The organism is Pseudoalteromonas sp. OF5H-5 (genome assembly GCF_021530695.1).
Classification (GTDB): Bacteria; Pseudomonadota; Gammaproteobacteria; order Enterobacterales; family Alteromonadaceae; genus Pseudoalteromonas.
This window is the reverse complement of record NZ_JAKGBF010000026.1, coordinates 17061-29789: the sequence shown is the minus strand read 5'-3', so window position 1 is coordinate 29789 and position 12729 is coordinate 17061. Positions and strand designations below refer to the sequence as shown.

The 12729-nt window shown below is 43.6% G+C and carries 9 protein-coding genes; 3 read left to right on the top strand and 6 right to left on the bottom strand.

What is annotated here, in order from left to right; genetic code table 11:
• Positions 1–363: 363 nt before the first annotated feature.
• The gene (locus L1271_RS23120; RefSeq protein WP_010607381.1) at positions 364–1074 is read right to left on the bottom strand and encodes an SIMPL domain-containing protein; all 711 of its coding nucleotides are present in this window, start codon (positions 1072–1074) and stop codon (positions 364–366) included.
• Between the two features lie 145 nt (positions 1075–1219).
• Here L1271_RS23120 and L1271_RS23115 point away from each other — a divergent pair, with 145 nt between their 5' ends.
• Positions 1220–3889, top strand: a complete 2670-nt coding sequence (locus tag L1271_RS23115) for a bifunctional acetate--CoA ligase family protein/GNAT family N-acetyltransferase (RefSeq protein WP_010607382.1) — start codon at positions 1220–1222, stop codon at positions 3887–3889.
• A gap of 32 nt (positions 3890–3921) precedes the next feature.
• Positions 3922–4869: an ion transporter gene (locus L1271_RS23110; protein WP_102056235.1), complete on the top strand. Its 948-nt coding sequence runs from the start codon at positions 3922–3924 to the stop codon at positions 4867–4869.
• A 15-nt stretch (positions 4870–4884) separates the two neighbouring features.
• On the opposite strand, the gene L1271_RS23105 is transcribed toward L1271_RS23110, so the two are convergent.
• From L1271_RS23105 to L1271_RS23095, 3 genes are read right to left on the bottom strand one after another with little or no spacing between them, the layout of a single operon-like run.
• Positions 4885–9339, bottom strand: a complete 4455-nt coding sequence (locus L1271_RS23105) for an EAL domain-containing protein (protein WP_235368888.1) — start codon at positions 9337–9339, stop codon at positions 4885–4887.
• A gap of 19 nt (positions 9340–9358) precedes the next feature.
• On the bottom strand, positions 9359–9784 hold the full coding sequence (locus L1271_RS23100) for a GNAT family N-acetyltransferase (RefSeq protein WP_102056234.1): 426 nt from the start codon (positions 9782–9784) through the stop codon (positions 9359–9361).
• Complete coding sequence (locus tag L1271_RS23095; RefSeq protein ID WP_010607386.1) at positions 9784–9987, bottom strand: DUF3283 family protein; 204 nt, start codon at positions 9985–9987, stop codon at positions 9784–9786. The genes L1271_RS23100 and L1271_RS23095 overlap by 1 nt, the downstream gene beginning before the upstream one ends.
• 167 nt (positions 9988–10154) lie before the next feature.
• On the opposite strand from L1271_RS23095, the gene L1271_RS23090 reads away from it, so the two are divergent.
• Positions 10155–10844 (top strand): hypothetical protein, encoded by a 690-nt coding sequence (locus L1271_RS23090; RefSeq protein ID WP_010607387.1) that lies wholly within the window; start codon positions 10155–10157, stop codon positions 10842–10844.
• On the opposite strand, the gene L1271_RS23085 is transcribed toward L1271_RS23090, so the two are convergent.
• The gene (locus tag L1271_RS23085) at positions 10828–11076 is read right to left on the bottom strand and encodes a DUF1289 domain-containing protein (protein ID WP_102056233.1); all 249 of its coding nucleotides are present in this window, start codon (positions 11074–11076) and stop codon (positions 10828–10830) included. The two genes, L1271_RS23090 and L1271_RS23085, sit on opposite strands and share 17 nt — an antisense overlap.
• A gap of 142 nt (positions 11077–11218) precedes the next feature.
• The gene (gene lpdA, locus L1271_RS23080; protein ID WP_010607389.1) at positions 11219–12643 is read right to left on the bottom strand and encodes a dihydrolipoyl dehydrogenase; all 1425 of its coding nucleotides are present in this window, start codon (positions 12641–12643) and stop codon (positions 11219–11221) included.
• Positions 12644–12729: the final 86 nt, after the last annotated feature.

Here is a 12729-nt window from a genome sequence, read left to right as displayed (position 1 = left end):
TAATTACTACTAAGAATTATGATCCACCTGAGAACACATAAAAATTTAAAAATCAAATCGTTACCATCAAGTCCTGTATTATTACCCTTTAGCCTAAATTGACTAGCTCTACCCATCTAATCAATACACGCTGATAGAAAGGCACTATCTTTGGCTCAGCTTAAGATATTCCACTGATGATACAAAGTAATCAACCTGAGTCTTGGATAAGGAATAAGCTAACTTATTGTTTTTAAAGTTCACCTTAATTTCCCCCTTGTCCAGCCAGAGAGTTTTAGTGGTAACACTGCTTCCTGTAGGCAAGGCAAATTTACGCACCAATAGCTGGCATAGGGAGTGAATTCAATGCAGTTAGCGCTAATACTAATCCGATAAATAGTATTCTACGCTCGTGACCACACGTACAATTTTGATCTGCGGTGTATTACTGTCTCTATCGCGAATGCTAAATTGCCCTTGTCTTGCTGATTTTATTTTGCCAAGTACAGAGTCGGAATCTTTAGCAAATTTGACCGCCACTTCTCGTGCTTTTTGTGTGGCTTCTTGCACCATTTCAGGCTTAATATCATTAAGGCCAGTAAACAAATATTCAACTCGATTTTGATAATCATCTTTGGTGATGGCAATACCTTGTTTGGCCAGCTCACTTAACTGCCCTAGCGCTTGCGATACCTTATCTGGATTATTGGAGTACACTGTCACACCAGCTTTTGCCACATACCGAAACCCCTGATTATTTTGTCCGTACTCTTGGGCGTATTTATCTGTAATAGAAGGCGCTGATATCGAAAGCTCGGAAGCATCAAAGCCATGTAAGGTTAAGAACGCGCGGATAGCTGCGTTTTTCTTTTCAGTGCGCTCAACCAACGCTTCCAGATCGTTATCTGCATCACGATAAAATACAGGCCAAATCACCGTATCTGCCGTTACTTCCTTTTCCGATAACCCCTTTACACTTACCGTTCGCTCCATTCCTTTTACTTCTAGAATGGTCGATTTTACCATCCAGCCACTCACTATCACCGCCAGTGATAGCAAAGCCGCAGGAGCTAAATATTTACTCATAGTAGACATATCTTTGTCCTCAACGTTACGCCTCAGTCATGGTTTTCGTACAATTATTATAGGGATAGATCAAAGTCTACCTTAATTGCACTCGAAAACTGCGAGCAAAATGGTAGAGTGGTGCTTATGAGCTGCGGCTGAACTAGGAAACAGTATGAGCGTAAAGCGTATTAGCCAATTTTTTAACCCCCAATCTATTGCGGTGATTGGTGCTTCTAACAATCCAGATCGCGCCGGCTTTATTGTAATGCGTAACTTGCTGCAAGGCGGCTTTAAAGGGCCCATTATGCCCGTCAGCCCAAAACATACCGCAGTGCATGGAGTGCTTGCTTACAATACTATTAGACAGTTACCCAAAGTCCCTGATCTCGCTGTTATTTGTACCAACAAACAAACCCTAGTGCAAATCATCAATGAGCTTGGCGAAATTGGTTGTCAGCATGCAATCATCATCGCGGCGGGTCTCGATAATCAGCATAAACAACTATTAAAAGAAGCCGCCAAAATAGCCAAAGTCACCTTGCTTGGTCCTAATTGCCTCGGTTTACTCATTCCTCACTTGGGTATTAATGCTAGTTTTTCTCATACGGTTGCAGCACCCGGTAAGCTTGCTTTTATTTCACAATCGGCGGCGGTATGTTCAACCATACTGGACTGGGCACAACATAAAAAAATCGGCTTTTCTTACTTTGTTTCCGTTGGGGATTGCCTTGATATCGATTTCGACGAACTACTCGATTTCCTCGGACGGGATCCAAAAACCCAAGCTATTTTGCTTTATATTGATAATATCGACGATGTTAGGCGCTTTATTTCCGCAGCTCGAGCCGCTGCATTTAGTAAGCCCGTCATCGCCATAAAAACCGGTAAAACCAAGGCTGGCGCAATCGCTGCGCTGAATCACACCGGCGGCAATACCTCCGATGACGCAGTTTATGATGCCATGTTCCAACGTGCAGGTATGCTGAGGGTAAACGATCTTAGGGAGCTATTTGCTGCCACTCAAACCCTTGCTTTACACCCCAAATTGCTGCAAGTAGAACAGCTGACCATTTTAACCAATGGTGGCGGCCCTGGCATTATGGCGGTCGATACCTTACTACAGAACTCAGGCAAACTGGCGGTACTAAGCGAGCAGACCAAGCAAGCGCTCAGCGCCCTGATCCCACAAACGGATCATGCTTGTAACCCTATAGATATTTTTGGTGATTCCTCGCCAAAACGTTACCAACAAGCACTAGAAGTTCTGTTAAAAGCTGACGAAGTCAAAAACTTATTGATAATTCATACTCCTTCAGCGCTTGCGCCAAGTACCGCTTATGCCGAGATCATTGCACAAACCCTAGCCAAAATTCCAAAAATGGCGCGCCCTTATGTGATGACGAATTTTATGGGTGAAGAAGCGGCATATGCTGCAAGGCTTGTATGCGCAAATGCTAAGATCCCAACTTATCGTACACCCGAAGGTGCAGTTGGTGCCTTTATGCACTTGGTGAGCTACCGCCGAAACCAAAAACATCTCACACAGACACCAGAATCCTACAGTGATGAAGACCAGCTGCAACACCTGCAAAGCAAACGTTTAATCAATGACTTTTTAAACTCTGGCGCCAATAAACTCGCGACCCATTTAGCTTCTCAAGTGCTGGCTAATTACGATATAGAATGTATAGAGACGCAAATCGCACTCACCCCCTCAGAAGCAAAAGAGCAAGCTCAGCAGCTTGGCTTTCCCGTTGCACTTAAACTGATAAGTCATGACATCCCCTCTAAGTCGGAAGTAGGTGGGGTTGTGCTCAACCTCAATGATGCCGAAGAAGTAGAGCAAACCGCATTTTCGATGTTACTACGGATCCGCGAGGCTGCCCCCGAAGCTGAAATAGAAGGCTTCTCTTTACAACGCATGGCAAAACGCGCAGGAGGACAAGAATTACGGATAGCAGTAAAAACCGAACCCGGTGTTGGCCCTGTTATTTTACTGGGTGAAGCGGGCACCGGGCTTAATTTCTCGCAAGCTGCGGTGGCATTACCGCCACTGAATATGAACCTTGCAAAGTACCTGATTGCAGCCGCCCATGACAAAGGCTTTATCAAGGAGCGAGCACTGCCTGAAAAGGTCGATAAATACCGTCTGTGCGCCCTACTCACTCGTGTCTCTCAAATGGTAGTCGACCAACCCGATATTATTGATATGGAACTCAACCCTATTTTGGCCTGTTCGGGTCAGTTCCAAGTGCTCGACGCCAGTATTACGCTAAGACGATACGAGCCAGTATCAGGCCGTAAACGCTTGGCCATCCGGCCTTACCCCCGAGAGTTGGTAAAAACCGTGACATTAAAAGATGGCCGCCCTGCAACCTTGAGACCTATTCGCCCTGAGGATGAAAGAGCGCACCAAGAATTTGACCAGTCTTTAAGTAAAGAAGATAGATACCGCCGCTTTTTTGGCGAGCTGCCGCAATTTAATCATGAGCAACTCGCCAAAATGACGCAAATTGACTACGACCGAGAAATGGCGTTTATCGTCACTGTGCCGAATAAATCTAGCTACCAAACGCTTGGGGTATCACGCGTATTGATGGACCCAGATAACCAAGTGGCTGAATTTGCCGTAGTGGTACGCTCAGACTGCCAAGGACTTGGGCTTGGACGAATACTCATGGAAGCTGCTATAAAACACTGTCGTAAACAAAACGTACAAAGTATAGAAGGGATCACTCTGCCAGAAAATAGCGGTATGATAGGTCTTGCCAAAAAGCTCGGATTCACCGTATCTCGAGATTTTGAGGAAGGCACCATTCAGATGGTGTTACACTTAAACTAAACACAAAAAAGATAAGGGATGCTGGCAACTTGATGCAACTTCACATCAGAGAAAAAACGGCTGCGGTGCTCGAGGCTACAGGGCAATACCGCCGACTCGGGCGGGCAGTTGATATCTTCCTCATCACCCTGATTTTAACCAATGTCGTTGCCATCGTGTTGGAATCTGAGCGCGACTTAGCAACTGTGTACCATCACTACTTTCTCACCCTAGAGTTAGTCAGTGTGACCATCTTCGCCATTGAATACTTACTGAGATTTTGGTGCTGTGTCGATAAGCTTGATTACCGCCATTTGGATATACCAAATTGGAAAAAGCGCCTAAAGTATCTGATATCACCGCTGGCGGTGATTGATCTCATCGCTATTTTGCCAACCATATTAATGGCCTTTATCACCTTTGATCTGCGTTTTTTACGTGTTATTCGATTACTCAGGATCTTTAAGCTGACGCGCTACTCTCGGGCCATGCAGTTGCTACTCGCAGCATTTAAAGAAGAATCGAGTTCATTACTTGCCGCCTTTTTTATCATGAGCGTTGTGCTAATCATGGCCTCTTGCGGAATTTATCTTATTGAACACGATGTGCAACCGGATAAATTTGGCTCCATTCCTAAAGCGATGTGGTGGGCGATGGCTACTCTAACCACCGTGGGTTATGGCGATGTTGTGCCTATCACCCCGCTTGGACAATTTTTTGGTGGCCTTATCACTTTACTCAGTATGGGCATGGTCGCGATCCCCACCGGCCTCTTGGCCTCAAGCTTTGCGGACCAAATGCGCAAACGTCGAGATGCATTCAATGAGGCGGTATTGCATGCGTTAGTCGATGGTGATGTCGACAAAAGTGAACAAGCCCATTTAGAAGCCCTTCGTATAGAGCTTGGCTTAAGTCAATTGGAAGCAAACCAAGCAATTAAACTAATGAGTAGTCAACGCGTCCATCATATGTACTGTCGTCACTGTGGTAAAAAGCTGTAGCCAAAGAGACTACAGCTATATTTCAGAGAGTAGCTGCGAGACTTGTTCGCCACTAATCGCCGAGCTGAAACGGTAACCTTGATAATAATCAACTCGCTCTGCTTTGATGCGTTGATACTGTAGATCGTTTTCCACCCCTTCTGCGACACATTTTAATCCCAATCCATGCGCTAAATTTACACATGAGCGAATAATTAAATAGCTTTCAGGATCCTCAGCAATTTGCTGTACAAAGCTTTTATCTATCTTGATGACATCAATAGGCAATTGTTGCAGATAGGTCAAAGAGGCATACCCCGTCCCAAAGTCATCCATATAGATACGACAGCCCAGTGCTTTTATTTCTTTCATCACTTTCACCGCGCTCTCAACGTTAGAAAGCAGAGCTGTTTCTGTTATCTCAAAGGCCACAGAATGACCCGACACTTTACTGCGGCACAGTGCTTGTTGAATATCCTCGACTAAGCTTGAGGATTCAAAATCAATGGCCGAGAGATTAATGGATATATATAGGTCTTGCTTCATGGTTTGCCAGTGTCTCAATTCAACTAATGCCCGAGAAAGGGTTTGTAAGGTAAGCTCGGTAACGACACCGGCATGTTCAGCAGCAAGCGCATACTCCTGCGCACAAAACTCGCTATTTTCAGGCCAGCGTAATAGCGCTTCAAAGCCAAGCAGAGTATCGCTTTCTACATCGACAATAGGCTGATAATGATTACTAAATTCACCATTTTTTAAGGCCCTCATAAGTGCTTGCTCGACTTCTCGTGAACGCCTAACCTTGCCATTCATTTCTTCGCGAAAAAACTGATAACTGGAAATTTGCTGTACATTAACATGCTCAAGCGCAGCCTTTGCAGCTTGGTTTAACTCAAAAGCGTCTGACGCATCGTCGGGATACATTGCAATACCAATGGCAGGTTGCATAAGTACGGTATGCCCTGCGGCTTCAATTGGAGTACTAAATGAGTGAACCAAACACTCAACATACTGATGAACCTGTTCAGGGTTGTCGAGGTGCTCCATCAACACATAAAACGACTTATCATGCCCCGTCGCTAAGCTATCTAACTCACGGAAGCAGCAGCGTAGCTTTGTTGCAAGCAGAGGAAGCAACTCAGCGACAAAGTCTGCACCATAGATATCGTATAGGTTCTGCAAACGGTTAAACTTTATGACCAAAAGTGCGAAATGTGTATGTTGCGAATGCACGATTGCGTGCTGCACTCTATCCATCAATAACGCTTTATTTGGTAACTTAGTTTGTAAATCATAGTTAGCAAGCTGGTATAGCTCTTTTTCTGTGCGCTTTTGCTGGCTAATATCGGTAAGCACCACCACATAACTGTATAGTTCACCATCGCTATTCGCCACGGCACTAATTTTTATAAGTACGTCTCTTTCGTCACCATTGGGCAAACTCACCACTTCCTCAGAGCTTAAATGCTGATGCACAGCCAGCGCCAACGTCTGGCGTAGATACATCATACGTTTTTGTCTCGACATCCCAAGCTTCACCGCTGTGCTTGATGATGGGATAGAGTCAAGGTTAAAGGCATTTTGCATCGCCCGATTACAAGCCTGAATACGCAGTCTTTTGTCTAAGATCATTACCCAGTCACGGGTCTGCTCAAACGCCGCCCCAAATAATGCGGCTCGCTCTTCAAATAAACGCTCACGCGTTAAGTTGGTATAGGTGCCTGCCACCTGAGTTGGATTACCTTCATCCCACTCAAGTACCTTGCCAAAGTCCTTATACCAACGCCACTGACCTTTGCTGTCTTTTAATCGATAAGTACAGTCGATAAAGCCTTTGTTCGTTGTGACGAACTCAAGCCACTGTAAGCGAAACATGGCTCTATCCGAGGGATGTATCTTTTGCAGATAATCATCCAAGCCGACACTCTCAAGCTCGTAATCGAGCTCCGTAACTAATCGAGGCTGATAGATTAAGGTACTACCCGCATGCCACTCCCATACGCCGGAGTTACTTCCCTCTAGCGCCATTTTCAACCTAGCTTCGCGGTCTTGTGTTTCCTTATGAGCGGCAAGAATAAGTTGCTCAACGCGATACTTTCGATAGCTCCAAAGAGACAGTAGTAAGAGCGTAAGAAAAACATATCCGGCAATCGCAACAGGTGAGCGCCACGCGGGGTAATTTACATTAATGGTTAATTTTGCAGGCGGTGTATAATCTCCCGTTAACGGATCTTTAGCCCAAACTTTTAACGCATATTCACCGGGATTAAGTTTAGGAAATACCACGCGATTTTGATTACGACTCAGGATCTTCTGACCACCAGATATTTGATACTCATAAATAATCCGATCCTGATAACTAAATGCCATTGCAGAGAATGACACTTCGAGTCCAATGTCATCATGCTCAAGCTCGATGTGATCAAATTGCTTTAATCCGGCTTTTTGATTTGGGCGAGAAATTAAATCCACGCTGGTGATATTGACATGATCAAGTAATGGCTTTTTAGGTCTGTTGTCATCGGGAGAAAACACCACAAACCCTTTCAACATACCATAGGCTATGCGACCGTCTTCCAACATCACCGACGCGCCACCGTTAAACTCATTAGAAAGTATGCCATCTTCGGTCGTGAATTGTTGTAAATGCAAATTATCTGGGTCTAGACGCCAAATACCTTTATGAGATGACATCCAAATCATACCTTCCTTGTCTTGACGCATTTCATACATCAAAGTATCTATTTTATGGGCTTTTAAATCGATGTTATAAATTGGCTCGTAACCATCTAACGTCAGACCAATCAAACCAAAGGATGATAGCGACAACCACAAGATATTATTTTTATCTATGGTGTAGGTAGTGATATCGACCGCTAAATGCTTATTTGCTTTCGGCGCTTTATAGATCTCAGTTAGCGTTTCCAACTGCGGATCATATTGCAGCAATACGCCAGCATAGTAGTAAAGGGGTTTAAGCGGTTCGTTTGGAAGTGGTGGGTAGAAGCCATAAGTAAGAAACGGATCGACATTTTCAAATGACTTCGTCAGGTGTGTCAGCTCTGCTGTATTAATATCGTAAACGAACATCCCAACGTCACTATTGACGAAATAAAACTTACCATCAGATAACAACTCCCCACCTTTCACAAAGGATGTCAATATCTCTTTATCTTCTGGATTGTTAGCCTTGGGCCTTGTTACTTCGTGAGTAATAGGGTCAAAGACAAACAGTCCTTTTACCGTCGTGAGCCAAAGCTTATTTTTATACTCCGCAATCTTCCAGATAATAAACTCTGAGAGAATTTCGTCACCCAAGTAACCCTTTAGAAACTGTTTAGTCTCTCTGGTTTTTGGATTGTATCGTGTTAGGCCGTCATTCGTTGCCAGCCACAAAAATTGATTAGATTCATGCATCGCCCAGACATTACTGTGAGAAAAACCTTCACCTTCAACGGTAAGATCACTAACATTATCAAACGCCAGCGTACTGTCTGGTAAGTAAAATGCACCGTCTTCTTTTGTGGCGACCCAAAGGCCACCATAGTTGTCTTTAACAATATCGATAATACTGGTATTTGACGGCAAAAATACGCTTGAAGACAAACGCCTATCTCGAACCGCATTACCATCTTCAATCGTGTAATAAACAAGACCTTTGTCAGTACCAAGCAGCAAGGTATGTTCATCATGCCTGAGCATTTTCCATATGTTTAGTTCGGGAAGCAGCGTTTTAAACTGTACCTCTGCGTCAAAATCTTTTAGTAGTTGAGAAATATCTAGCTCATACATCCCCTGAACCGCACCCACGAGCAAGGTATCCTGGTCTAAAATAAATAGTGATTTAGTATTTGTTTGATAAGGATGTTCAATGGGAGCAAGGTGATCGAGGGTTCTTAATTTTTTCGTTGTTAAATGATATGCAAACAAGCGCTCTGAAGTGGCGATAAACAAGATGTCTTGATGTTGATAAACAGCGCGTATAAAACCACTTTCTTCATCTAACGGTAAAGTCACCTCACTCTTGAGCTTACCTGAGTGGATATTGAGGGTCGCAACATCATTGGTACGCACAACCCACATATGATCATCATCTTTGGTCAAAACAATATTAACCAAATTAGAATAAAACTCGTCCTCTGTAGACGGTGGTTCTATATATTTTCTATACTCATCTTTCATCGGATCGTATCGCAGTAACCCTGCAATACCCGTCGTGATCCAAATCCCACCAAGGTTGTCCTGATAGATATAATTTACCTGCACTTTATCAAGTACGCCATCGGGTCCATTTACATCCAATACCTGATAGCCATCGTAACGGTTAAGCCCACCTTCAGTGGAAAGCCATAGATACCCTTGCTCGTCGATAAGCAGTGTATTGACGTAACTTTGTGATAACCCTTCAGCAGGTGAAAGTCGTGAAATTTGCGCGGCATTTACCAATGCAGTAAATAGGCAAATGCAAAATATAAAACACAGGCGAAACATAAAAGGCCGAGATTGTTAATTAGACGTAATACATTGCCACGAGTTGACGGTTTTGTCCAAGATAACTAGATAAGCGAGAAGCGAGTTCAGACGGTAATTGGCATGAGTTATTTTGAAACCCAAGTGCGGTATAAAAATGACAGAGGTGGCGATATGCAAAGGTATAAACTGTTTGCCCAGGGTTTACACTGCGAAAATGATAAACAGCTGATTCAATTAATTTTTTTGCAACACCTTTGCGTCTAAACTGCGGTGCAACATAAACGCCTACAAGTAACCAATAGCCATCTACAGGCTGTAAACGACAAGCCGCTATAATTTTACTATTATCTTTAACTACCCAAACGTTGTCGTGTTTTGCAGCTCGTCCTCGTGCTTTTTGAGCATCATAAAACTTATTAACGAGCGGTGTCATTATCGCTGGGAGTAGTTCAACCGAATACATCAAGCAAGCATCAGGCTCAAGTAAAATTCAAACTTTTGCTTCAACGTATCCTGTTCAGAGAGTGGCCTTTGATTGATCGCGTCATAGATTGCTTCTCTACTTTTTTTGCCTCGTTTTATTTGGTACGCCCAAAACGATGCTTCATACTCAAGTTGAATTTGGTATTTTTCTTGTCTAGGTAGCAAACATAGGTTGTGGCTCATTACACATCATTCAATTTTAAGTGAAGGGAACCACAAGTGTATCACAAGCCAACACACCTATTGCAGCAAAATCTAGTTTTGATTAAACCGAGATGCTGTGCACTTTTTTGTAAAAATTATGTATACTAATAGCCTCTACTTCTAAGTAATCAGTTGACGGAGTTGGATTGAAAACCGCATTACTATGTTTAATTATGATGATTTCAACGGCGACTCAAGCAGCCACAGATACGCCAAAAGTTATGCATTTCAATCAACCGCCAAAGACCCCGCAAGCACTCTATGTAATTGAACTTATGGGAATGGTTTATCAATCTCTCGACATAGAGCTACGCCTTGAAGAATTTAATCACAAAGGCTCTCTAATTGCAGCTAATGCAGGAAACCTAGATGGACAGTTAGCTCGAGTTGCGAGCGTGGAAAAGGAGTATCCAAACTTGCGTCGTGTTGATTACCCGTTGTTTCAGTTTAACTTGCAGCTATTCACCCTTTGTGGCGATTGTAAACTTAGGGAGCTTCAATCCTTAACGGTTCGCAGCGGCTATCCTGTAGCGACCACATATTTGGCTGAGCACCAAATCCAAGCTTATGTTATCGGGGTGAAAAGCGCGGTAGCACAACTCAATTTAGTCATGCAGAAGCAAGTTGAAGGAGCACTTATTCTCGACTTTCACTTGAAGCCACATTTAAAAAATATCAATGAAGAAACCCTACAAATAAAAAATTTAGCCGTCGTTGAGAGCTTTCACTTCGTGCATAAGCGCAATGAACAATTAATTCCACTAATCAAGGCAAAACTAGAGGAATTCGAACGAAAGGGGGTAATAAAAATGCTCAAAGCTAAATATCAAATTTAAAGTTTTCTCCTGTTTGCTCATCTGTTTGCTCCGTTTTTGATTTACGTTGCAAGTACCTTTTATATCGTTGCTGACACAGCGCAATAACTTTACGTTTTTGCTCGTTATTAAGATTATTCCACTCAAAGCGCTCTTCGCGACTGCGATAGCAACCTTTACAATAACCGCGATTATTTACCTGACAGATCCCCTTACACGGACTTGGGATCTCAAATATCTCAATTTGTTCCATGTACACTCAACACTTTTGCCCCTTTTCTAAGCATACTGTTTAGTAACTAGTCTGCCAAGGTTATAAAGAGCGAGTTACAACCTAGGGTCCCAAAAACAAAAAAACCCAGCACAAGGCTGGGTTTTTGAAAGCTCAGAAAAACTTACTTTTTCTTCACTGCTTTTTTGTTTGGAAGGTCAGTGATTGAACCTTCGAAGATTTCAGCAGCTAGACCGATTGACTCATTCAGCGTTGGGTGAGCGTGGATAGTAAGCGCTAGGTCTTCACCGTCAGCACCCATCTCTACTGCTAGGCCGATTTCACCAAGCATTTCACCTGCATTGATACCAACCATAGCACCACCGATCACACGGCCTGACTCTTTATCAAAGATAAGCTTAGTAGAACCTTCAGTACGTGCAGAAGCGATTGCACGACCAGAAGCTGCCCACGGGAATACCGCAGTTTCAATGCTTAGACCTTGCTCTTTTGCTTCTTTCTCAGTCACACCAACCCAAGCGATTTCTGGATCTGTGTATGCAATTGAAGGAATACACTTAGGATCGAAGTAATGCTTCTTACCAGAGATAACTTCAGCAGCAACGTGACCTTCATGAACCGCTTTGTGCGCAAGCATAGGTTGACCTACGATGTCACCGATAGCGAAGATGTGATCAACGTTAGTCTTCATTTGCTTGTCAGTGCTGATAAAGCCACGCTCATCAACATTTACGCCCGCTTTGTCAGCGTCAATTAGCTTACCATTTGGTGTACGACCAACAGCAACTAGTACTTTGTCATAACGAACTTGGCCTTCAGGTGCTTGCTTGCCTTCGAAAGATACGTAGATACCGTCTTCTTTCGCTTCAACAGCAACAACTTTAGTAGAAAGCATCACGTTAAACTTGTCTTTAACGTACTTTTGGTAAATCTTGATAACGTCTTTGTCAGCCGCTGGTACTAGTTGATCAGCAAACTCAACTACGTCAATCGCTGAACCTAGTGAACGGTAAACAGTCCCCATCTCAAGACCAATGATACCACCACCTAGTACAAGTAGCTTTTCAGGCACGTCTTTAAGCTCAAGTGCACCTGTAGAGTCGATGATACGCTCGTCTTCAGGAATGAAAGGTAGGCTTACAGGCTGAGAACCCGCTGCAATGATTGCGTTATCAAAGGTCACTGTTTTTGCACCGTCAGCACCTTCAACAGCGATAGTGTTAGAACCTGTGAACTTACCGTAGCCGTTAACTACAGTTACTTTACGCATCTTAGCCATTCCGCCAAGACCACCTGTAAGTTGACCGATCACAGACTCTTTCCATGAACGGATTTTGTCTAGATCAATTTGTGGAGCACCGAAAGAAACACCGTGAGAAGCCATTTCTGCTGCATCGTCAATTACCTTTGCAACGTGAAGAAGGGCTTTTGAAGGGATACAACCAACGTTCAAGCACACACCACCTAGCGTGTCGCGAGATTCGATTAGTGTAACGTCTAAACCTAAGTCTGCTGCACGGAATGCTGCAGAGTAACCACCAGGACCACCGCCTAGTACAACAACTTGAGTTTTGATTTCGTTGCTCATGTTATTACCTTAACTGTTATTTGAACGGGTTTACTCGTCGAGAGTAGCCGACCCAAAGTGCCTGCCAAACACCCGATTCGGGGCAC